The following is a 21,969-nucleotide window of genomic DNA, read 5'->3' as shown; positions in this document are numbered from 1 at the left end:
AACATCATGGCGCTTCTCGACCTTCAGGCCCTCGAGGCTTCCGAGCAGACCGACGGCGGCGGCGACAGCAGCCTGAGCCTGCTGTGCGGCAAGCACAGCTCGCACAGCGTGCTGCTCTGCCTGTGACCTTCCCGCACCCACAAGGCCCCGGGCGCACACGACGGCGCCCGGGGCCGCGCGGTCCCCTCGCCGGGGCGGCGGACGCCGGGGAGGACGGCGGGACGGCAGGACGGCCGGACGGACGAGCGCGCAGCGCACCGAGCCCGGCGGGGAGGGGACGGAACTCGTGAACGGCTCGCCCGCGCAGGCGGGCCCGGCGGACGGCGCCGACGGGAAGGGCGCGGACCTCGTGGACGGCGAGCCGGACGGTCCCGGGGGCGGGACGCGGCGGCTGCTCGTACGCGCCGGACGGCACAGCGGCGCGTACACCGCCGCCCTCTGCCTGGTCACCGTCGCCGCCGCGGGCGCGGCGCTCGCCCTGCCCGCGATGCTCGGCGTCGCCCTGGACCGGCTGCTCGCCGACTCGCCCGACGCCCCCCGCGCCCTCGCCCTGTGCGCCGCGCTGACCGCGGCGATCATCCTCCTCGACGCCGCCGAGACCGTGCTCAACGGCGTCACCACCGCCCGTACCACCGCCTGGCTGCGCCGCCGCCTGCTCGGCGCCGCGCTGGCCACCGAGCCGCGCCGCGCCGCCCGGCTGGCCACGGGCGACCTCGTCACCCGCGCCACCGGCAACGCCGCCCACGCCGGCGCCGCACCCACCGCGGCCGCCTCCACCCTCGGCGCGCTGCTGACCCCGGTCGGCGCGCTCGTGGCGCTGGCCGTCATCGACCCCTGGCTCGCCGTCGTCCTGGGCGTCGGCACGCCCGTACTCGTCCTCCTGCTGCGCGCGTTCGTCCGCAGCGCGGGCGACTGCGTGACGCGCTACCAGGAGGCGCAGGCCGCCATCGCGGCGCGGCTGGCCGAGGCCCTGGCCGGGGCGCGGACCATCGCCGCCGCCGGCACCGTCGGCCGCGAACGGCGCCGGGCGCTGGGCCCGTTGCCGGAGCTGAGCCGGCACGGCCACCGGATGTGGCACGTGCAGGGCCGCGCCACCGCGCAGGCGGCCGTCGTCGTGCCGCTGCTCCAGCTCGCCGTCGTCGCCGTCGCCGGGCTGCGGCTGGGCGCCGGCCGGCTGAGCGTGGGCGAGCTGCTGGCGGCGGGCCGGTACGCGATGCTCGCCGGCGGCATCGGCGTCCTCGTCGGCCACGTCAACACCCTCGTACGCAGCCGGGCGGCGGCGCGGCGGCTCACCCCGGTGCTGCGGCTGCCCCCGGTCCCGTACGGCGAGGACGCCGCCCCGGCGGACGGCGGCGGGCGGCTGGAGCTGCGCGGGGTCACCGTGCGGCGCGGCGGGCGGACCGTGCTGCGCGGGCTGGACCTGACGGTGCCGGCGGGGGCGACGGTCGCGGTGGTGGGGCGCTCGGGCGCCGGCAAGTCGCTGCTCGCCGCGGTGGCGGGGCGGCTCATGGACCCGGACGAGGGCGAGGTGCGGCTCGACGGCGTGCCGCTGGCCGCGCTGGCGCGCACGGAGCTGCGGGCGGCGGTGGCGTACGCGTTCGCGCGGCCCGTGCTGCTCGGCGGCACGGTCGCCGACGCCCTCGCGTACGCCGACGCGCGCACCCCGATCGCGGCCGGCCGCGTGGCCGCGGCGGCGCAGGCAGCCGACGCGGACGCCTTCGTACGCGCCCTCCCCGCCGGCTACGCCACCCCCGCGGCGGACGCACCGCTGTCCGGGGGCGAGCTGCAACGCCTGGGCCTGGCGCGCGCGTTCGCCCGCGACGCCCGGCTGCTGATCATGGACGACGCGCTCTCCGGACTCGACGCGGCCACCGAACTGCGCATCGAGCGGGCGCTGCTGACACCCGCCGAAGCGGAGGCGGGTGCCGCGCACGGGCCCGGCGGCGGCCGACCCGCCGGAGCGGGCGACCGGAGCCGGGGCGGGGGCGGTGCGCCAAGCGGCGCCGAGGGAGGGGACTCCGCTTGGCGCAGCCGCGCCCGCGGCGCGGGCCGGAGCCGGCTGGTGGTGGCGCACCGGGCGGCCACCGCGGCGCGCGCCGACCTCGTCGCGTGGCTGGACGGCGGCCGGGTCCGCGCCCTGCGCCCGCACGCGGAGCTGTGCGCCGACCCGGCGTACCGCACCCTGTGGCACGAGGAGCCGCCCCATGCGTGACCGCGACACCCGCCGCCGCCCCGGCGCGGCCGAGACCGCCCCCGCTCCCGGGCTGCGGGTGCTCGTGCCCGCCGGGCTGCGGTTCCTGCGCCGCCGGCGGCGGGTCGTCGGGGCGGTGGCCGGCTGGTCCGCCGTCGAGGCGCTCCAGACCTTCCTGCTCGGGCACGCCCTCGCGCGCGCCGTCGACCGGGGTTTCCTGGCCGACCGCCCCGGCGTGGGCCTCGCCTGGCTCGCCGTCGCGGCGGTGGGCGTCGCGATCGGCGCCTTCGGGACGCTGCGGGTGTACGGGGCCGTCGCCCGGCTGACCGAGGACCTGCGGGACACGCTCGTGCGGCGGGTCGTCACCGGGGCGCTGGAGCACGCGGCGGGCCGGGCGCGGGCGGAGGGCCCGGCGGCGGTGTCGCGGCTGACCCACCAGGTGGAGATCGCCCGCGACGGCTTCGCCGGGCTGGTCATGGTGACCCGGTCCTTCGTCGTCACCGCCGCCGCCGCGCTGCTGGGCCTGCTGACGCTGGCGCCGCCGCTGCTGCTCGTGGTGCTGCCGCCGCTGGCGGCGGGGCTGGCGGTCTTCGGCTGGTCGCTGCGCCCGCTCTCCCGTTGCCAGCGCGACTTCCTCGCCGCCGACGAGGCACTGGCCGCCGGGCTGGGTTCGGTCGTGGACGGCCTGCGCGACGTGGTCGCCTGCGGCGCCGAACGGCGCGCGGGCGAGACCGTACGGGCCGGGATCGACGCCGAGCTGGCCGCCGCGACGGCGCTGGCGCGGTGGGGCACGACGCGGGACGTCGCCGTGGGCATCGGCGGCCGGCTGCCGGTGCTGGCGCTGCTGCTGGCCGCGCCGTGGCTGCTGGCACGCGGGGTGACGGCGGGCGCCCTGGTGGGCGCGCTCGCGTACCTGACGCAGGCGCTGCTCCCGGCGCTCCAGTCGCTGGTCTTCGGCCTCGGCGGCACGGGCGCCCGGCTGACCGTGGTGGCCGGCAGGCTGTACGCCGCGGGCCCGCCGCGCACCTCCGGCGAGGGCGGAGGCGGTCCGGCCGCCCGCGACGCCGTACGGGCCCCCGCCGACAAGGCGACCGCGCTGGAGCTGCGGCGGGTGTCGTTCCGGTACGGGCCCCGCTCCGACGCCGTCCTGCGCGGGCTCGACCTCGTCGTACGCGACGGCGAGCACCTGGCCGTCGTGGGCCCCAGCGGCATCGGGAAGTCGACGCTGGCGAGCCTGGCGGCCGGGCTGGTGGCGCCCGGGGACGGCGAGGTGCGCCGGGCCGGACGGCCCGTGCTGCTGCCGCAGGAGGCGTACGTGTTCGGCGGCAGCCTCCGCGACAACCTCGCCTACCTGTGCCCCACCCCCGTCCGCGACGCGGAACTCCACCGCTCCGTGCAGGCCGTCGGCGCGGCGCCGCTCGTGGACCGGCTCGGCGGGCTGGACGCACTGCTGCGGCCCGCGGATCTCTCGGCCGGCGAGCGGCAGTTGCTCGCGCTCGCCCGCGCGCACGTCGCGCCGCCGCGGCTCGCCCTGCTCGACGAGGCGACGTGCCACCTCGACCCGGCCGCGGAGGCCGTCGCGGAGCGGGCGTTCGCGCGCCGGCCGGGCGGCACGCTCGTGGTCGTCGCGCACCGCGTGGCGTCGGCGGCGCGGGCGGACCGGGTGCTGGTCCTGGACGGCCGGTCCGCGCTGGAGGGCACCCACGACGAGCTGCTGGAGCGCTCGGCGTTCTACCGCGAGCTGACCGGCGCCGGCGACACGAGCGGCGTCCCCCGGCCGGTGGCCGCGCCCCCCGGCACCTGACCCGGCCCTCCGCCCGCGGCGGCGTCAGCGCCCGGCCCACCGCCCGCCGCACGCACGTCCGCCGCACACCCGTCCACCGGGCGCCCGCCCGGCGCGCACCCGTCCGCCCGGGCCGTGGCCCGGGCGGACGGGAGGGCGGTCAGAGCCAGCCCGCGCTGTCCGCGATGCGGATGGCGTCGACCCGGTTGCGCGCGCCCGTCTTGCGGATCACCGCGGCCAGGTAGTTGCGGACCGTGCCGCCGGCCAGGTGCAGGGCCGCCGCGATCTCCGCGACCGGGGCCCCCTCCGCCGCCGCGGCCAGCACCGTCAACTCCCTGCGGGTCAGCGGCATGTCCGCGGCCCGTAGGAAGTCGCAGGCCAGGGCCTCGTCGACGTAACGCTCGCCCGTCGCCACCCGCCGTATGCCGGCGATGAGCCGCTCCGGCGAGGAGTCCTTGCTGACGAAGCCCCGCACATCGGCCTGCGAGGCCCGCCGCAGCAGCCCCGGCCGGCCCGCTTCGGTGAGGATCACCAGCCTTTCCGCGGAGGTGCCCAGCAGCCCGGGCCACTCGCCGTCGCCGTCCACCACACACACCTGCGCCTGCCAGTCGTCCTCCGGTCTTCGCTCGTGGCGCCCCGACATCGTCAGTACGTCGAAATCCTGTTCTCCCCCCAGCAAGGCGGCTAACGCCGATCTGATCAGCTTCGTCTCGTGTACCAGAAGCACGCGGATCACGGATCTCCCCCCTCGTCACCCGGAAAACGAGGCCGACGGGGTCACGGTCGGTCGCTTATGAATACACGGGGACGGCTCCGGTTTGCGCGCGTAGTTCCGGACATTGTGGTGCGAGCGGGGCGCACAACCCGGCGCGTCTGCCACCCGCACGCCCCCGTCCGGGCCCTTGACAGTTCGTCGGCGCGGTGAACGCAGAGGGCCGGCCGCGCGCTCCTCGCGCGCGGCCGGCCCTCGTGCCTGCGAACTCCGCGTCAGCCGCCGCCGGCCTCCGCGTCGGCGGCGTGCAGGGCGCGTTCGAGAACGGCCGCGCCCTCCTCCGCCTCCGCGACGGTCAGCGACAGCGGCGGCGCGACGCGCAGCGTCTCGCCGAACTTGCCGCGGCCGACGAGCAGCCCGCCCGCGCGGGCGTGCTCCAGCACCGCCGCCGCGTGCCCCGGCGTGGCCAGCTCGATGCCGATCATCAGGCCCCGGCCGCGTACCTCGCGCACCGAGGCGAGGCCCGCCGTGGCGGCCCGCAGCCGCTCGATGAGCAGACCGCCGACGCGGCGGGCGTTGCCCTGGAGGTCGTGCTCCAGGAGATACCCGAGGTTGGCCAGGCCCGCGGCCATGGTGACCGGGCTGCCGCCGAACGTGGACAGGGAGTTGGCGTCCAGACAGTTCATGATCTCGGCGCGGGCGACGACGCCGCCGACGGAGGCGCCGTTGCCGATCCCCTTGGCGAAGGTGAGCATGTCCGGCGGGCCGTTGCCGGCGTGCGCCTGCCAGCCCCAGAAGTGGTCGCCGGTACGGCCCCAGCCGGACTGCACCTCGTCGGTGATCCACAGGATGCCCTCCTCGGCGAGCACCTCGCGGAACGCGGCGTACAGGCCGTCGGGCGGGGAGGTGAAGCCGCCGACGCCCTGGATGGGCTCGGCGATGAGGGCGGCGACGCCGCGGGTCTGGGAGAGCATGTCGCGCAGGTCGGCGACGCAGGCGTCGATGAACGCGGCGTCGTCGAGGTGGGCGAAGGGGCCGCTGCCGCGGATGCCGCCGTGGACGTAGAGCGTCTGGAGCGGGGAGAGGCTGGTGGGCGACCAGGAGCGGTTGCCGGTGATGCCGACCGCGGTGAAGGAGCGGCCGTGGTAGCTGTTGCGCATGGCCAGCACCTGGTTGGAGCCGCGGTACGTGCTCGCCAGCAGCAGCGCCGTGTCGTTGGCCTCGGTGCCGGAGGTGGTGAAGAACACCCGCGCGTCGGGGATGCCCGACAGGTGCGCGATGCGCTCGGCCAGCTCCACCATCGGGCGGTTGAGGTAGAGGGTGGAGGTGTGCAGGATGCGGCCGGCCTGCTCGGCGACGGCCTTGGTGACCTCGGGCAGGGCATGGGCGGTCATGGTGGTGAGGATGCCGCCGAAGAAGTCGAGGTAGCGGTTGCCCTCGGCGTCCCAGACGTGCCGGCCCTCGCCGTGGGTGATCTCGATGGGCTCGGCGTAGTAGAGCGCGACCCAGTCGGGCAGGACGGCCCGGTGCCGGGCGAGCAGGTCGCGGTGTACGCCGCCGGCGTTCCCCGCGTTCACGGCTGCACCAGGTCCTCGTACGCGTCCGGGCGGCGGTCCCGGTAGAAGGCCCACTGCTGGCGGACCTCCTCGATCATGTCGAAGTCGAGGTCGCGCACCACCAGCTCCTCCTCCTTGTCGCTCGCGACGTCGCCGACGAACTGGCCGCGCGGGTCGACGAAGTAGCTCGTGCCGTAGAAGTCGTTGTCGCCGTACTCCTCGACGCCGACGCGGTTGATGGCGGCGATGAAGTACTCGTTCGCCACGGCCGCCGCGGGCTGCTCCAGTTGCCACAGGTACGCCGAGAGGCCGCGGGAGGTGGCCGAGGGGTTGTAGACGAGCTGGGCGCCGCCGAGGCCGAGGGCGCGCCAGCCCTCGGGGAAGTGCCGGTCGTAGCAGATGTAGACGCCGACCCTGCCGACGGCGGTGTCGAAGACCGGCCAGCCGGCGTTGCCCGGCTTGAAGTAGTACTTCTCCCAGAAGCCCTTGACCTGCGGGATGTGGTGCTTGCGGTACTTGCCGAGCACCGTGCCGTCCGGGTCGATGACGACGGCGGTGTTGTAGTAGAAGCCCTCCTGCTCGACCTCGAAGACGGGAACGACCACGACCATGCCGGTCTCGCGGGCGAGGGCCTGCATGCGCACGACGGTGGGCCCGTCCGGTACGGGCTCGGCCCAGCGGTAGTGCTCGGGCTCCTGCACCTGGCAGAAGTAGGGGGCGTTGAAGACCTCCTGGAAGCCGATGATCTGCGCGCCGCGGGCGGCGGCGGCTCTCGCGTGTTCCTCGTGCTTCGCGATCATCGACTCGGTGTCGCCGGTCCACGTCGCCTGGACGAGTGCGGCGCGTACAACGTTGGCCATGGCTGCTCCTCAGACGGGACGCCGGAGGCTCTACGCACGTAGAAGCCGGGGCAGATGTCTGAACGTAGGTCGCCGCCGGAGCGCTGGCAAGAGCGGCGCACCGAACGGCGGCGGCCCGGATCAGGCCGAATCGGGCGCGCCGGGCAGGCCCGCGGACCGCAGCGCGTGGGCGAGCCCGCGGTAGCGCTGGGGGGAGCCGCGGCGGGCGGCCCGCAGCAGCAGCGGCACCAGCCGGCCCGGGTCGGCCGACGCCAGCGCGACGGCCTCGTCGGTGCCGCGGGCGGCGGCGAAGGCGTCGAGCAGCTCCTCCGACTCCCGGTGGCGGCCGGCCCGGTCGAGAGCGGAGAGTATCGCGGCCAGCTCGGGTACGGGCCGGGCGGCGGCATGCCGGACGAGCTGCAACGCCTCGCGGGTACGGCCGGCGGCGGCGAACGCGTCCGCGGCCCCGGTCAGCCGCTCGGGAGGCAGCGCGGCGGCCTCCCACAGCAGGGTCGACACCTCGGCGGTGCCGGCGGTCCGCTCCAGCTCCGCGGCGAGGGCGGGCAGCGCCTCGGGCGGGCCTGCGGCAGCGGCGCTGAGCCGGGCGTACATCTCGCCGGTGCGGCCCGCGTCGCGCAGCGCGGCCACGGTGGCGGCGGCCTCCCCGGCGACCCGGCGCTCGGCGTCCCGCCGGGCGGCGGCGCGGTCGGCCACCGCGGCGTCCCTGCGCCGCCGGCCGCTCCGCGAGCCACCCCCGGAAGCGGAACCGGCCCCGGCGAACCGGGCGCCCCGGGGCGCCGGCATGCCGGCCGACTCGTCGGCGCCCTCCCGGGCACCGGACCCGGGCGGGCCGGCCGCGTCGCCGGCGCGCGGGAAGCGGGCGCCGCGGGGCTCCGGGGCCGCGGGGACCGGCGGCACGCCGGCATCGGCGGCGGAGTCGGCGTCGCGGGAACCGGACCGCGCACCGGCGGACCCGGGCGAAGCGGTGGACCCGGCGGACCCCGCAGGGCCGACTGCATGCCCGGTGCCGTCCCCGGCGGCGAGCGGCGGGCCGCCGCCGTACCCACCGCTCTCGTACCCGCCGCCCTCGTACCCGCCGCCCTCGTACCCGCCGCCCTCGGACGCGGCGGCCCCGGACGCACCGCCCACGGGCGCACCGCCCACGGCGGGCAGCACCGGCGGCGGCGCCGGCGCGGCGCCCGCGAAACGCGCGCCCCGGAGCGCCGCGGGGGGCGGCGGCGTGGGCGCCTTCCCCTCCGCCGGCAGCGCCTCGATCCGGCGGCGCAGCTCCGCGCCGCGGGCCGACGCGCGGGCGGCGTCGTCGCGCGCCCAGGCCAGCTCCTGCTCCAACCGCTCCGCCGCCCAGGGGTCCCGCTCCGCCGCCAGCCGGTCGCGCAGCCGCTCGGCGCCGGCTTCCGCGGTGCGGTGCTCCGCGAGCCGGGCGCGGAGCACCGCGGTCAGTGCGGCGCGGTCGGGGCGGCGGGCGTCGTGGGCGGCGACGGCGGCACCGTGCAGGGCGCGGGCACGCGGCAGCGCCGCGTCCGCCGCGCGCCGGCCGCCGTGCTCTGCCAGGTCGTGCAGGAGCGACTCCACGACGTCCCAGGGAGGCAAAGCGGAGCCGTCCAGGCAGGCCCGTAGCCCGTCGGGGTCACCGCGCCGGAAGACTCCGTACCAGCCGGACTCTTCGTCCAGCCATCCGGTGATCTGCCGTAAGAATCGTGCGAATTCCGCCATCTCCGGCGGCAGCGCCTGTTCCGCCACGGCGGGCATTCGACACCCGCATTATTTCGCCCGTGCTACGGGGGCTTTGCGGTCGCGGTAACCGGAACCCGATGCGCGGCAACCTCGAACAACGATACGGACGACCGCTAGCATGCCCGGTCATGAGCGAACCGATCCTCGTCCTCGTCTCGGCCGCCGCCGGCCTGGTGGTCGGCGCCGCGCTCGGGTGGTACGTACGCGGCGCCCTCGCCGGGCGCCGCCAGCGGCGCCGGGAGCGCTTCTTCGGGCTGCCGAGCAACTCGGAGGCCCTGGTAGTGGTGAACCGGGACGCCGGCGGCGGGGACTGGAGCGTGGCCAAGCACGACGCGCTCGCCCTGCTGGAGCTGTCCGCGGTGATCAAGTCGTGCGGGGCGCACGCGCAGGTCGTCGCGCAGGACACGGCGCAGCAGACGTTCGGCGACCGCACCGAGTTCTGCGTCGGCACCCCGATATCCAACCGCCGCATGGCCGCGCACATGCAGTCGCTGCTGCCGGGCGTACGGATCAACACCGACCCCGAGCCGGGCCCCGACCGCGGCGCGTTCGCCGTGGGCACGGAGCGCTACCGGCTGGACAGCGGGGTCAGCGAGCACGTCCTCCTCGCCCGGCTCTCCGCCGGCCAGGAGGCCAGGCCGGTGTTCATCTCCTGCGGCCAGCGCTCCATCACCAACCAGGCGGCGATGCGCTACCTGGTGAAGAACGAGAGCCGGCTGAACCGCAAGTACGGCACGAACACCTTCGTGCTGCTGCTGAAGGTCGTCAACTCGCAGTCGTACGGACCCGATGTGGTGGAACTCGTCGGGGACGTGACCAAGCAGGCGCAGACCCCGCTCGCCCAGCCGGCGGGCAAGCAGGGCAAGTCGTGACCTTGCCCCGCCGCGCCCGCGCGGCCGGAGCGCGCGCCCGGGCGGGCGCCGCGGCGGCGTCCCCGACCTAGGTACGCATTCGCTCCCTGAGTACCTAGCCTGTCGGGCGAGTTGCGGGAGAGGAGCCCCCGGAAATGGGCGACGCCAGGCCGGTGTACCAGCGCATCGCCGACGATCTGCGCGAGCGGATCGACGGCGGGGACCTGACCGTGGGGGCGCAGATCCCGTCGCGCTCCCAGCTCAAGCGCGCGTACGCGGCGAGCGACCAGACCGTGGACCGGGCGGTGCGGGTGCTGAAGGCCGCCGGCTACGCCCAGGGGCAGTTCGGCCGCGGCGTGTTCGTCGCCGACCGCACCCCCGTGGGCAGCCTGCTGCGCAGCACGGGCGCGGTCGACTCCCCCTTCGCCGCCCGGCTCGTGCCCGGCGGCGTACCGCTGGCCTGGGAGGCGGTCTCCGCGCCCGCGCCCGCGTCGCGGGAGGTGGCCGGGCGGCTCGGCATCCCGGCGGGCGACCGGGTGATGTGCACGCAGTACGAGTACCTGGCCGACCGCAAGCCGGTGCAGTTGGCCGTGAGCTGGGAGCCGCTGGCGCTCACCGACGGCACGGACGTCGTCTTCCCCGAGCGCGGCCCGTACGCCCGCCGCGGCGTGCGCGGGCGGTTCGCGGCGATCGGGATCCGCGTGGTCCGGGCCGCGGAGCTGGTCGGCTCCCGGTCGGCGACGACGGCGGAGGCGGAGGCGCTGGGCTGCGCGCCGGGGCAGTGCGTGACGACGGTGGAGCGCACGCACTACGACGAGCACGGCCGGGCGGTGGAGACCTCCGAGGCGGTCGTACGGGCCGACCGCTGGCGGCTGGAGTACGACATCGCGTTCACCGGCTGACGGGCCGCCCCGGCGCCGGCGTCAGTCCTCCGCGACCTCGTTGTACATCTGGGACAGCTCCGGCGCGCCGTTCGCCGCCCACTCCGCGCCGATCTCCAGCACGTCCATCTCCTGCCCCGAGGACAGCCGCACCACCGGCGCACCGTCCTCCGAGTCGATCACCCACTGAGCGCCCGCGACCGTCCGCACGATCACCGTGCCCAGGTACAGCCCCGCGTCGCTGCCCAGCCAGGGCGTGAACTCCGGGTCGTCGCGCCAGCGCGGCAGCAGTTGGTCCAGCTCCTCCAGCGACCGCGGGGTGTCGTCCAGCTCGACGCCGGTGGACTCCGCCTGGACGCGCAGCAGTTCGCATTCGCCGAGCAGCTCGGTGACGCCCTCCTGGTCGACCGGCGTGGTCACGCCCGACGTCCGCGGCTCGCGCACGGAGCCGTGCCGTCTGCGCCAGTTGTCGAGGAAGGAGATGTTCATGCCCCCACCCTCGCATCCGGGCAGGCGGCAGCACCACAGGCGCGCGGATCCGATTCCCTCACCAGGTGTTTCCCGGAACGCCGTCTTGACCGTTCACTCGTGTCTCTTTAGCTTCATTGCGCCCCCCTGAGATAACTGGTCATGTCGAGACGCCGAACCGGGACCCGGAGGGCCACCTTGCGGATTCGCCTCGTCACCACCGCCACCCTGCTCGCACTCGCCGCCACCGCCGCACCGGTGGCGGCCCAAGCCGCCGAACGGCCCAGCGGGCCGCAGCCGTTGGCGAAGCTCTTCGACAATACCGCCGTCAGCGACGACGCCGACCCCGGCGCCGCGGACTTCGACGGCGCCGGCAGCTCCTTCTCCGCCCGGGACCTGGCCGCCGCCGGCTGGACGCCGGGGCGCACCCTGGACATCGACGCGGCCGGGCTGCGGCTGCCGCGCTACGGCCGCGGCGCACCCGACAACGTCGTCGCCGACGGACAGTCCGTCGCGCTGCGCGGCAGGGGCAACGCCGTCTCCCTGCTCGTCGCCGGCTCCTCGCCCGCCGGCCCGGGCACCGGCGTCTTCGGCACCGGCACCGTGCGGTACACGGACGGCAGCTCCAGCCCGTACCGCCTGACCGCGCCGGACTGGCGCGCCGGGCCGCTCACCACCAAGGCGCTGGCGCTGCCGCGGCTGAACACCCCCGAAGGGCCGCGGGCCGAGGCCACCCGGCTGTACGCGGTGACCGTGCCCGTCACCCGCGGCAAGCGGATCGCCTCGCTCACCCTGCCCGACGACCCGGGCCCCGCCTCCGACCTCCACGTCTTCGCCGCATCGATACGGCCGGAAGCCACCGGCTGGACCGGGAGCTGGGCCGCCAGCACCTCCGGCTACACCGCCGTGGGCCCGTGGACCGACCGGACGCTGCGGCTCGTGGTGCACGCCGGCGCCGGCGGCGACCGCACCCGCGTGCGGCTGGCCAACACCTTCGCCGCCTCCCCGGTGCGGATCGGCAACGCGACCGTCGCGGTGCAGGGCGAGGGCGCCGCCACCGCCGGCCGGCCGGTGCCGCTGACGTTCGGCGGCAGGACCGGCACCACGGTCGCCGCCGGCGCCCAGGCGGTCAGCGACCCGGCCCGCTTCACCGTGCCGCCCGGGTCGAACCTGCTGGTCAGCATCCATCTGCCGGAGACCGTCAGCGCCGCGCCGGTGCACGCCCTGGCCATGCAGACCTCGTACATGAGCGCCGACGGCAGCGGTGACCGCGCCGCGGACACCGGCGCCGGCGCCTTCACCGGCACCCTCGGCACCTGGCCGTTCCTCACCGGCATCGACGTGCGCGGCGGCCCCGGCTCGGTCGTCGCCCTCGGCGACTCCATCACCGACGGGCACAGCTCCGGCACGGGGACGAACCAGCGCTGGCCCGACGTGCTCTCCGACCGGCTGCGCGCGCAGGACGACGTGCCCCGCTACGGCGTCCTCAACCACGGCATCTCCGCCAACCGCATCGTCACCGACCGGTACAAGGGCGACGGCGTGAGCAGCGACGTCGGCGGCGTCAGCGCCCAGCACCGGCTGGAGCGCGACGTGCTGGCGCAGACCTCGGCCCGCACCGTCGTGGTCTTCGAGGGCATCAACGACGTCCGCGCAGGCACCACCTCGGAGGAGGTGATCGCCGGGCTGCGCGCCCTCTCCGACCGGGCCGGGGCCCGGGGGCTGCGCGTGGTGGCCGCGACCATCGCGCCGTGCGAGGGCTACGGCGACTGCACCCCCGCGGTCGACGCCCGGCGCACCGCGGTCAACGACTACCTCCGCGCCAACGCGGGCGGGCCAAACGCCGAGTTCGACGCGCTGCTCGACTTCGACGCCGTCCTGCGCGACCCGCAGCGCCCGCAGCGGCTGCTGCCCGCGTACGACAGCGGCGACCACCTCCACCCCGGGCCCGCGGGCCTGAGGGCGGCGGCCGGCTCCATCGACCTGGGCGTGCTCGTGCCGCGCCGGTAGCGCCCGGTCAGAGGTCGAGGTCGACGACGACGGGGGCGTGGTCGGACGGGTTCTTGTCCTTGCCCGGCCGCCGCGCCTCCCGGTCGACGTAGGAGTCCTTGACGGCGGCGGTGAACGGAGCGTTCCCGTAGACATGGTCGATGCGCATGCCCTTGTTCTTCTGGAAGCCGAGCTGGCGGTAGTCCCAGAAGGTGAACGGGATGTCGTACTTCAGCGCGCGCGGGTAGGTCTCGGTGAGCCCTGCGGACTTCTGGAGTTCGACGACCGCCGCGCGCTCGGCCTCGCTGACGTGCGTGTGCCCGTCGAAGAGGGAGATGTCCCAGACGTCCTCGTCCTTGGGCGCCACGTTGTAGTCGCCGAGGAGGGCGAAGGGGCGCCCGCCCGGGGCCTCTTCGGCGGCCATCGCGCGCAGCGCCTCCAGCCAGCGCAGCTTGTACGCGTAGTGGTCGTGCCCGACGTCGCGGCCGTTCGGCACGTACAGCGACCAGACGCGCACCGGGCCGCACGTCGCACCCAGTGCCCGGGGCTCGGTCACGCCCTCGTACTGCGGCTGGTCCGGCAGGTCCTCGGTGACGTCGGCGAGGCCCGCCCTGGAGACGACCGCCACCCCGTTCCACCGGCCGTCGGCTCGGATCGCCGCCTCGTACCCCAGGCCCTCCAGGGCGGCGGCCGGGAACGCCTCCGCCGTGCACTTCAGCTCCTGGAAACACACCACGTCGGGCGCGGTCTCCTCCAGCCACTGGAGGATGCGGGGCAGCCGGGGATTGATGCCGTTGACGTTCCACGTAGCGATGCGCACAGCCATGCCGACAACCTACCCCGCACCTCTGACACCGGCCCCGGAGATCGCGCCGTTCCCCGCACACCGGAGCGTACGGCTTGGAACACTTGGGCGACGCTCCCGCGGGCGCCGGTCAGAACCTTCGCGCAAGGAGAGAAATGCCGAGCACGACGACGAAACTGAAGAGGGCAACCCGGACCACCGGGCTGATGGGCGGCATATCCGCCCTGGTCACCGGGTTCATCGGCGGGGCGTCCGCCCTGCCGGCCGGCACGGGCGAGTCCCGGGAGGCCGAGGTCCGGATCAGGACCGTGGCCACCGGGCTGAAGAACCCGCGCGGCGTCGACGCCGACCCGTCCGGCACGGTGCTGGTCGCCGAGTCCGGCGAGGGCCGGCCCGGCTGCGAGCCCGGCGGCGGCACCCCGTGCGTGGGGAAGACCGGGGCGGTGTACCGGGTCAAGGGCGAGCGGCGGGGCCGGGTCGTCACCGGGCTGCCGTCCGCCGCGGTGACCATGGACGACACCCGGCAGACCGTCGTCACCGGACCGGTGGACGTGACCCGCGGCACGTTCGGCTACGTCGTACTCAACGGCGGCGGCACGGACGTGACGTTCCGCGACGAACTGGGACGGGACGCCGCCCGGCTGGGCACCCTGCACGGGACGCCCGGCCGCACGTACGGCGACCTCGTGGCGTACGAGACGCGCATGGACCCCGACTGGGTGCTCGGCCACGAGCCCACGGAGGCCGAGCCGACCTCCGTGCAGAGCAACGCCTCCCGCCTGGCCGAGACCGGCCGCGGCTATCTGGTGACCGACTCCGCGGGCAACGACCTGCTCGGCGTCTCCCGCTCCGGCGAGGTCACCACCGAGGCGGTCTTCCCCGACAGCACGGTCGGCGGCGAGCGCACCGAGGCCGTGCCCGGCGGCGTGGTCCGCGCGCCCGACGGCACCGTCTACGTCTCCGACATGGGCGGGCTGCGGCCGGGCGCGGCACGGATCTGGAAGATCGAGCCGGGCCACCGCCCGCACGTCCTCGCCGAGGGTCTGACCGCGGTGAGCGACCTGGGTCTGGACTCCTCGGGCGACCTGGTCGCGCTGTCGCTGACGACCGGCTTCGGCGAGGACGGCGTACCGGAGCCGGGCGCGCTGCACGAGGTGGACGCGGACAGCGGCGAGGTCACCGAGATCGCCACCGGCGACCGGCTGATGATGTCGAACGGCCTGGCCGTCGGCCCGGACGACGAGCTGTACGTCACCAACAACACCGTCGGCACCGACGGCGAGCTGCTGAAGATCACCCGCTGACGGGCGGCGGCCGGGGCCGGGTGGCCCGCCCCGGCCGCGGTCGCCCCCGGCGCGCGGGGCGCGGGGCGCGTTCTACAGCGTGAGGCTCGCGCCGCGCTCCAGACGGACGTGCTCCGCGCCGCCGACGCCCGGGCCGTTCGGGCCCAGCATGCGGCCGTAGAGCGTCGGTGCGATGTCGGAGAGCAGCGCGTCGTGGACGTCGACCGCGCGCCGCGGGGCGACCTCGCGGACGTAGTCGATGACCTCGGAGAGCTTGTTCCACGGCGCCATCACCGGCAGGAGCAGCGTCTCGACGTCCCCCTCCGGCACGGTCAGCGCGTCGCCCGGGTGGAAGACGGCGCCGTCCACGACGTAGCCGACGTTGGTGATCCGCGGGATGTCCGGGTGGATGACGGCGTGCAGTTGGCCGTGCACCTCGACCTCGAAGCCGGCGGCGGTGACCGCGTCGCCCTCGCCGACGGTGTGCACCCGCCCGGGGTACGCCGCGGAGAGCTGCTCCGCCACGCTGCGCAGGGTCCACAGCTCTGCCGCGGGGTTGGCGTCGAGCGCGGCGCGCAGCCGGCCCTCGTCGAAGTGGTCGGGGTGCTCGTGCGTGACGAGCAGGACGTCCGCGCCGACCGCGGCGTCCTCCTCGCTGAACCCGCCGGGGTCGACGACGAGCACCGCGCCGTCCTTGGCGAGCCGGACGCAGGAGTGGCCCTTCTTCGTCAATTCCATGATGCGGGTGACAACTCCTCGTCAGTACGCCGTCGTGGACACGGTACGCACCACGAGGTTCTCGGGGTCCGCCGTGTTGACGACGATGGACACGTCCGGGCGCTCGCCGGGCTGCTTGAGCTTCAGCCCCGACCAGTCCCCCTCGGTGAAGTCCCAGCCGACGGCGTCCGCCTGCGCGGGGGTGATGGGGTTGAAGCCGTCCCGCAGCCGGGGCAGGGGCCGTACGTCCGTACGCGAGAACGTCGTCTCCAGGTACTCGTCCACCGACTCCTGCGGGGCGACGAAGTCGACGTACAGGGCGCTGTCGTGCAGCGCGTTCTGCTCGTAGTAGCGGATGTACCCGGCGCCGCCGGGGACGGGCACCTGGTAGATGCGGCGCAGCAGGCGCGGCGGCCAGCCGGGCTCCATGTCGGTGAAGGCGGCGCGCTCGGCCTTGTCGCGGCCGCTCTCGCGGCTCTGCTGGGTGGAGATCCAGCCGTAGACCAGCGGGATGCCGACGAGCAGGGCGATCGCGAGGTACGCCTTCCAGGAGCGGGCCACGCGGCGCGGGGGGCGTTGGGGCATGTGCCCATTGTGGGCGGGATCGGGATCGTGCCGGCGCACGGGGCGCTCGCCGGAGTCCTGGAGGGTCACTTGCCGACCACCTGCGCGAACCGCTCGTAGCGCTCGACGCGCCGGCGGTTGGTCCGGCGGAACCTGCGGGCCACCAGCCGGGCCAGGTCCGCGGCGCCGACCAGCCCGGCGTCGTTGCCGAGGCGGGCTCGTACTATGCGGGCCTCGGGCCGGTAGCCGCGGCCGGTGAGGCTGCGGGCGAAGGCGTCCTGGGCGGGCCTGATGAGCAGGTCGTCGGCGGCGCTGACGCCGCCGCCGATGACGAAGCAGGAGGGGTCGAGGGCGGCGGCGAGGTTGGCGATGCCGACGCCGAGCCACTGACCGATGTCCTGGAGCAGCTCTATGCACATCGCGTCGCCCTCGCGGGCCAGCTCGGTGATGAGCGGGCCCGTGATGTCGCCGACGTTGCCCTTGACGCGTTCGATGATCCCGTACGCGACCGGGGACTCGGCCGCGGCCAGCTCGCGGGCCTCGCGGACCAGGGCGTTGCCGGAGCTGTACTGCTCCCAGCAGCCGCGGTTGCCGCACGGGCAGCGGTGCCCGCCGGGCACCACCTGCATGTGGCCGAACTCGCCGGCGACCCCGTACTTGCCGCGCTTGACCTGGCCGTCCTCCAGGATGGCGCCGCCGATGCCGGTGCCCAGGGTGATCATGACGAGGTAGTCCTCGCCGCGCCCGGCGCCGAAGCGCCACTCCGCCCAGGCGGCGGCGTTGGCGTCGTTGTCGACCATCACGGGGACCCGGAGCCGCTCGGAGACCGCGTCGCGCAGGGGCTCGTTGCGCCAGGACAGGTGCGGGGCGAAGAGCACCCGGCTGCGGTCGGCATCGATCCAGCCGGCGGCGCCGATGCCGACGGCGTGCACGTCGTGGCGCTCGGAGAGGTCGAGGACCAGCTCGACGATCACGTCCTCGACGACCTTGGGGCTCTTGGACTTGTCGGGCGTCTCGGTGGTCGCGCGCTCCAGGATGTGCCCGTCGGCGTCGACCACGCCGGCGGCGACCTTGGTGCCGCCGATGTCGATGCCGACGGTCGGCACCCGGGGCGCGGTCAGGTGCGAGCGCCGCTCGCGGTGGCTCACGCTGCGCAGCACCGTCGCGCGGGCGGTGCCGCGGGGCGCCTGCTGCGGCGCGGCGGGGTTCACCGGCTTCCCCCGTCCGCGGAGGCATCCCGAGAGCCGCCGCCCCCGAGCCCTCGCAGGGCGTGGCGGTGCGCCCGGCCAGACCGCTGCGGGGCAGGGAGGTGCTCACTGCGTGCACGTTCGCGCAAGGGGGGCGTCCTCTCCCCTGTCGGGTATCGCTGACGTGGCCGATTCTGCCTTACGAGAACCCGGTGCCGCACGGCGGTCGGGTGCAGACCGTGACGGAGCGGGCCGCGGCCGTACGGCCTGCCGCACGACGGCAGCGTAGCCGGGTGGCCGCACGGCGTGAACGACGAACCCCCGGTGTCACTTCGCCTTGCGGACCTGGCCGGCCGGCTCACCGTTCCCCGGGTCCCGCCGCAACTCGTGGCTGAGCTGCTCCAGCTCGCTGCCGCCGGCCATCTGCCGGGTCAGCTCGTCCAGCGTGATGTCCTCGCGGGCGTGGCTGCCGGCCATGACGCCGCGCTTGAGCAGGATGAACCGGTCGCCCACGAGGTAGGCGTGGTGCGGGTTGTGGGTGATCAGCACGACGCCGAGGCCGTGGTCGCGGGCGGCGGCGACGTACTTCAGCACCACGCCGGACTGCTTGACGCCCAGCGCCGCGGTCGGCTCGTCCAGGACCAGCACCTTGGCACCGAAGTAGATCGCCCGCGCGATCGCCACCGACTGCCGCTCGCCGCCGGACAGGGTGCCGATGGGCTGGTCGACGTCGCGCAGGTCGATGCCCATGCGCAGCAGCTCGGCGTGGGTGGTGGCGCGCATCTTCGGCACGTCCAGGCGGCGCAGCGGACCGCGGCCGAGCGTCGGCTCGGAGCCGAGGAAGAAGTTGCGCCACACGGGCATCAGCGGCACCACGGCGAGGTCCTGGTAGACCGTGGCGATGCCCTGGTCCAGCGCCTCGCGCGGGTTCGACAGGCGGGAGTCGCGGCCCTCGATGCGGAAGCTGCCGGAGTCGTGCCGGTGCAGCCCCGAGATGATCTTGATGAGGGTGGACTTGCCGGCGCCGTTGTCGCCGAGCACGCAGGTGATCTCGCCGGCGTGCACCTGGAGGGAGACGCCTTCGAGCGCGCGGATGTTGCCGTAGTACTTGCTGACGTCCGCCAGTTCCACCAGCGGCCGGCCGTCCGCGCCCCCGCCGCCGGCGGCCGTGCCGTCCGTGCCCGTGTCGTCCGGACCCGTGCCGTCCGTGCCCGTGTCGTCCGTGGCCTTGGTCATCTGGCCGCCTCCGCGCGCTTGCGTACCCAGGAGTTGAGGATCGTGGCCAGCAGCAGCATCGCGCCGAGGAAGAACCAGAACCAGTCCGAGTCCCACTGCGCGTAGACGATGCCCTGCTTGGCCATGCCGAAGATCAGCGCGCCGATCGCGGCGCCGATCGCCGAGCCGTAGCCGCCGGTCAGCAGGCAGCCGCCGATCACGGCCGCGGCGATGTAGTGCAGCTCCAGCCCGCGGCCCTCCGCGGACTGCACGACGCCGGAGAACGAGAACAGCAGGTGCTGCCCGGAGATCCAGGCCGCCACCGCGACGCCGAGGTAGAGGCCGATCTTGGTGCGGTGCACCGGGACGCCGACCGCGCGGGCCGCCTCCTTGCCGCCGCCGACCGCGAAGATCCAGTTGCCCCAGCGGGTGCGCAGCAGGACCCAGGTGGCCAGCGCCACCAGCCCGATCCACCACAGGATCGTCACCCGCAGCTTGAACGAGCCGAGGTCGAGGGACGAGGCGAAGAGCACCCGCGCCGACTCGAAGCCCTGCATGTCCGAGATGGACTTCGTGGAGACCGTGCCCTGGATCCTCTTGGTGAGGCCGATGTTGGCGCCCCACAGCATCAGGTACGTGCCCAGCGTGATGATGAAGCTGGGCAGCCCGGTGCGGATCAGCATGAAGCCGTTGAAGAAGCCGATGGCGAGGGTGACCACCAGGGAGACGAAGACGCCCACCCAGACGTTGGCGGTCATCTCGTACGCGAAGAGCGTCGACGTCAGCGCCGCGGAGGTGACCAGCACGCCCGCGGACAGGTCGAACTCGCCGCCGATCATCAGCAGCGCCACCGGCACCGCCATGATGCCGATGGTGGAGGCGGCGTACAGCACGGTGTCGAGGCTGGACAGGAAGCTGTCCGCGATGAGGGCGAAGAAGAGGAAGACGGCGACGGCGCCGATCACCGAGCCCAGCTCGGGCCGGCCGAGGAGCCGGTGCAGCGGGGAGGCGTGCAGCAGGCGTTCGTCCGGCGCCTTCGCGTCCGCCGGGAAGGTGGTGGTCATCGGGTTCCCCGCTTCGTCCTGGTCGGTGGCTGTCTGCGCGGGCTGCGCCTGCTCATGGCACTCCTTGCTCGGATCCGGCCGGCCACGGCCGCCCCCGCCCGGCGGCACGTCGCCGGGCGGGGGCGTACCGCGGTCTCAGCGGGTGCCGCGCTCCGTGTACTTCTTCAGGTCGGGGGCGTCCTCCTCGGTGACGATGGCCGGCCCCGTCAGCACGGTCTGGCCGCCGCCGATGACGTTGCCGTTCGTCTCGTACAGCCACAGCTCGTCCACCGCCAGATAGCCCTGGAGGTAGGGCTGCTGGTCCACGGCGAAGCTGAGCTGCTTGTTCTCCAGCGACGCCGCCACGGCCGCGTTCAGGTCGAAGGTCGCGACCTCGGCCTCGCTGCCGGCGGCGTCCTTGGCCTCCACGGCCGAGGCGGCGACGTCGGCGTTGAGCGTGACGACCGAGTCGATACTGCCGTCCGCCTCCAGCTTCGCCTGGATCCCCGAGAGCACCCCGGGCTTGCTCGCGCCGTCCACGGTCAGGTTCTGCACCGAGCCCGAGAAGGTCTTCTTCACGCCGGCGCAGCGCTGCTCCAGGCCGACGTTGCCCTGCTCGTGGATGACGCAGACGGCCTTCTTGCGACCGCGCTCGTTCAGCTCCTCGCCGACCGCCTCGCCGGCGACCGACTCCTCCTGGCCGATGTGGCTCAGGGCCCCGTACTCCTTGGAGAACTCCGCGCCGGAGTTGATCGTCACCACCGGGATGCCGGCGTCCACGGCGGCCTGCACCGCGCTCTTCATCGCCTCCGGCTTGGCGAGCGTGACGACGATCCCGTCGACCTTCTTGTCGACGAACGTCTGGACCAGCCGGGCCTGCTCGTCGTCCTTCTCGCTGTTGGCGTAGAGGAACTCGACGTTGTCCTTGGCGGCGGCCTGCTCGGACCCGCTCTGGACGATGTCCCAGAAGGTGTCGCCGGGCGCGGAGTGGGTCACCATCGCTATCTCCATGCGCGGCGTGTTCACGCCTCCGCCGCCGCCCCCGCCGCCGTCCTTCTCCTCGGCGTCCTTGCCGCCGGAGTCGCTGCAACCCGCTGCGGCGACCGCCAGCAGGGCCGTCGTCGCCGCCGCCGCGAACACACGCGTGCTACGGGCCATACGGCTGCGCGCCATCTGGATACCCGCCTTTCTTCCCAGGTCGTCCCCGGCCGCCCGCGTGGCGGCTGGAGGTGTTCTAGCCGGGGGCGGGGACCGAGTCAATGCCTTGTCCGATCATTCTGACCCGCGGCTACCCGCCAGTCACCCCGTGGGGTCCCCCGCCGGCTCAGCCCCGGTCGAGCAACTGGAACTCGAAGCTGTAGCGCGAGGCCCGGTACAGGTGCGAGCCGAACTCCACCCCGCGCCCCGTGTCGTCGTACGTGAACCGCTCCATCGTCAGCACCGCCGCGCCCTCCTCCTCGCCCAGCCGCTCGGCCTCCGCCGCCGTCGCCGGCCGGGCGCCGACCCGCTGGCGGGCGCTGTGCAGGGCGACGCCGGCGCGGCGCAGCACCCGGTACAGGCCGGTCGACTCCAGCTCGTCGGCGCGCAGCCCGGCGAACTCGGCGGGCAGGTGGTTGCAGAGCACGGCGACCGGCTCGCCGTGCGTCAGCCGCAGCCGGTCCAGCCGGACGACCTCCGTGCCCTCGGCGACGCCGAGGGCCGCGGCGACGTCCGCGGTGGCCTGCACCTGCGCCACCGCCAGCACCCGGGTGGCGGGGCGCTGGCCGGCCGCCTCCAGGTCGTCGTAGAGGCTGGTCAGGCCGAGCGGGCGGCGGACCTGGCTGTGCACCACCTGGGTGCCGATGCCCCGGCGGCGCACCAGCAGCCCCTTGTCGACCAGCGACTGGATGGCCTGCCGCACGGTGGGGCGGGACAGGCCGAGCCGGGCCGCCAGCTCGATCTCGTTGCCGAGCAGGCTGCCGGGGGTCAGCGCCCCCTGCTCGATCGCCGCCTCCAACTGCTGCGACAACTGGAAGTACAGCGGGACCGGGCTGCTGCGGTCCACACCGAGCCGGAGGGCGGGGACGGGACCTGTGCCGCGCTTCGTCACGCACGGGAGCGTAACGGTCGGGCCCGGTCACCGGAAGGCTT

The 21,969-nt window shown here is 75.0% G+C and carries 20 protein-coding genes; 7 read left to right on the top strand and 13 right to left on the bottom strand.

Annotated elements, in window-relative coordinates; genetic code table 11:
- The first annotated feature begins 6 nt into the window (after positions 1 to 6).
- The 3 genes from QBL21_RS12035 to QBL21_RS12025 all read left to right on the top strand — a co-directional run bounded on the left by QBL21_RS12035 (position 7) and on the right by QBL21_RS12025 (position 3,995).
- The gene (locus tag QBL21_RS12035) at positions 7 to 126 is read left to right on the top strand and encodes a SapB/AmfS family lanthipeptide (protein WP_407562139.1); all 120 of its coding nucleotides are present in this window, start codon (positions 7 to 9) and stop codon (positions 124 to 126) included.
- Positions 127 to 286: 160 nt separating this feature from the next.
- Positions 287 to 2,212, top strand: coding sequence for an ATP-binding cassette domain-containing protein (locus tag QBL21_RS12030; RefSeq protein ID WP_407562138.1), 1,926 nt, complete (start codon positions 287 to 289; stop codon positions 2,210 to 2,212).
- Complete coding sequence (locus QBL21_RS12025) at positions 2,205 to 3,995, top strand: ATP-binding cassette domain-containing protein (protein ID WP_407562137.1); 1,791 nt, start codon at positions 2,205 to 2,207, stop codon at positions 3,993 to 3,995. Before QBL21_RS12030 ends, QBL21_RS12025 begins: the two co-directional genes overlap by 8 nt.
- A 139-nt stretch (positions 3,996 to 4,134) precedes the next feature.
- Here the strand turns inward: QBL21_RS12025 and QBL21_RS12020 are convergent, their stop codons facing one another.
- The 4 genes from QBL21_RS12020 to QBL21_RS12005 form a co-directional block, all read right to left on the bottom strand.
- Positions 4,135 to 4,710 carry a LuxR C-terminal-related transcriptional regulator gene (locus QBL21_RS12020; protein ID WP_407562136.1) on the bottom strand — a complete coding sequence of 192 codons (576 nt, stop codon included), beginning with the start codon at positions 4,708 to 4,710 and terminating at the stop codon, positions 4,135 to 4,137.
- Between the two features lie 251 nt (positions 4,711 to 4,961).
- Entirely contained in the window at positions 4,962 to 6,263 is a 1,302-nt protein-coding gene (locus QBL21_RS12015; RefSeq protein ID WP_407562135.1) for an aspartate aminotransferase family protein, read from the bottom strand.
- On the bottom strand, positions 6,260 to 7,102 hold the full coding sequence (locus QBL21_RS12010; protein WP_407562134.1) for a nitrilase-related carbon-nitrogen hydrolase: 843 nt from the start codon (positions 7,100 to 7,102) through the stop codon (positions 6,260 to 6,262). The genes QBL21_RS12015 and QBL21_RS12010 overlap by 4 nt, the downstream gene beginning before the upstream one ends.
- Before the next feature lie 120 nt (positions 7,103 to 7,222).
- On the bottom strand, positions 7,223 to 8,842 hold the full coding sequence (locus tag QBL21_RS12005) for a hypothetical protein (RefSeq protein WP_407562133.1): 1,620 nt from the start codon (positions 8,840 to 8,842) through the stop codon (positions 7,223 to 7,225).
- A gap of 122 nt (positions 8,843 to 8,964) precedes the next feature.
- On the opposite strand from QBL21_RS12005, the gene QBL21_RS12000 reads away from it, so the two are divergent.
- Positions 8,965 to 9,708 carry a hypothetical protein gene (locus QBL21_RS12000; protein ID WP_407562132.1) on the top strand — a complete coding sequence of 248 codons (744 nt, stop codon included), beginning with the start codon at positions 8,965 to 8,967 and terminating at the stop codon, positions 9,706 to 9,708.
- A 134-nt stretch (positions 9,709 to 9,842) separates the two neighbouring features.
- Entirely contained in the window at positions 9,843 to 10,589 is a 747-nt protein-coding gene (locus QBL21_RS11995; protein WP_407562131.1) for a GntR family transcriptional regulator, read from the top strand.
- Positions 10,590 to 10,610: 21 nt separating this feature from the next.
- Here QBL21_RS11995 and QBL21_RS11990 read toward each other — a convergent pair whose 3' ends face one another.
- Positions 10,611 to 11,057, bottom strand: a complete 447-nt coding sequence (locus tag QBL21_RS11990; protein ID WP_407562130.1) for a DUF6278 family protein — start codon at positions 11,055 to 11,057, stop codon at positions 10,611 to 10,613.
- A gap of 177 nt (positions 11,058 to 11,234) precedes the next feature.
- On the opposite strand from QBL21_RS11990, the gene QBL21_RS11985 reads away from it, so the two are divergent.
- The gene (locus tag QBL21_RS11985) at positions 11,235 to 13,046 is read left to right on the top strand and encodes an SGNH/GDSL hydrolase family protein (RefSeq protein WP_407562129.1); all 1,812 of its coding nucleotides are present in this window, start codon (positions 11,235 to 11,237) and stop codon (positions 13,044 to 13,046) included.
- Between the two features lie 7 nt (positions 13,047 to 13,053).
- Here the strand turns inward: QBL21_RS11985 and QBL21_RS11980 are convergent, their stop codons facing one another.
- Positions 13,054 to 13,851, bottom strand: a complete 798-nt coding sequence (locus tag QBL21_RS11980; RefSeq protein WP_407562128.1) for an exodeoxyribonuclease III — start codon at positions 13,849 to 13,851, stop codon at positions 13,054 to 13,056.
- 134 nt (positions 13,852 to 13,985) lie between these two features.
- Here QBL21_RS11980 and QBL21_RS11975 point away from each other — a divergent pair, with 134 nt between their 5' ends.
- Positions 13,986 to 15,134, top strand: coding sequence for a ScyD/ScyE family protein (locus tag QBL21_RS11975; protein WP_407562127.1), 1,149 nt, complete (start codon positions 13,986 to 13,988; stop codon positions 15,132 to 15,134).
- Positions 15,135 to 15,206: 72 nt separating this feature from the next.
- Here QBL21_RS11975 and QBL21_RS11970 read toward each other — a convergent pair whose 3' ends face one another.
- From QBL21_RS11970 to QBL21_RS11940, 7 genes are all read right to left on the bottom strand, one after another.
- Positions 15,207 to 15,851: an MBL fold metallo-hydrolase gene (locus QBL21_RS11970; RefSeq protein ID WP_407562126.1), complete on the bottom strand. Its 645-nt coding sequence runs from the start codon at positions 15,849 to 15,851 to the stop codon at positions 15,207 to 15,209.
- Positions 15,852 to 15,872: 21 nt separating this feature from the next.
- Positions 15,873 to 16,415, bottom strand: a complete 543-nt coding sequence (locus QBL21_RS11965) for a hypothetical protein (RefSeq protein WP_407562125.1) — start codon at positions 16,413 to 16,415, stop codon at positions 15,873 to 15,875.
- A gap of 65 nt (positions 16,416 to 16,480) precedes the next feature.
- Positions 16,481 to 17,605 carry an ROK family glucokinase gene (locus QBL21_RS11960; RefSeq protein WP_407562124.1) on the bottom strand — a complete coding sequence of 375 codons (1,125 nt, stop codon included), beginning with the start codon at positions 17,603 to 17,605 and terminating at the stop codon, positions 16,481 to 16,483.
- A 303-nt stretch (positions 17,606 to 17,908) separates the two neighbouring features.
- Entirely contained in the window at positions 17,909 to 18,817 is a 909-nt protein-coding gene (locus QBL21_RS11955; protein ID WP_407562123.1) for an ATP-binding cassette domain-containing protein, read from the bottom strand.
- Entirely contained in the window at positions 18,814 to 19,860 is a 1,047-nt protein-coding gene (locus tag QBL21_RS11950) for an ABC transporter permease (RefSeq protein WP_407562122.1), read from the bottom strand. The genes QBL21_RS11955 and QBL21_RS11950 overlap by 4 nt, the downstream gene beginning before the upstream one ends.
- 135 nt (positions 19,861 to 19,995) lie before the next feature.
- A complete protein-coding gene (locus QBL21_RS11945) occupies positions 19,996 to 20,997 on the bottom strand; it encodes a sugar ABC transporter substrate-binding protein (RefSeq protein WP_407566395.1) in 1,002 nt (333 codons plus the stop codon).
- Positions 20,998 to 21,163: 166 nt separating this feature from the next.
- On the bottom strand, positions 21,164 to 21,928 hold the full coding sequence (locus QBL21_RS11940) for a GntR family transcriptional regulator (protein ID WP_407562121.1): 765 nt from the start codon (positions 21,926 to 21,928) through the stop codon (positions 21,164 to 21,166).
- Positions 21,929 to 21,969: the final 41 nt, after the last annotated feature.

The organism is Streptomyces sp. 184 (assembly GCF_045781775.1).
Taxonomy (GTDB): domain Bacteria; phylum Actinomycetota; class Actinomycetes; order Streptomycetales; family Streptomycetaceae; genus Streptomyces.
The sequence above is the reverse complement of the archived record's forward strand: the minus strand, read 5'-3'. Positions and strand labels throughout refer to the sequence as shown.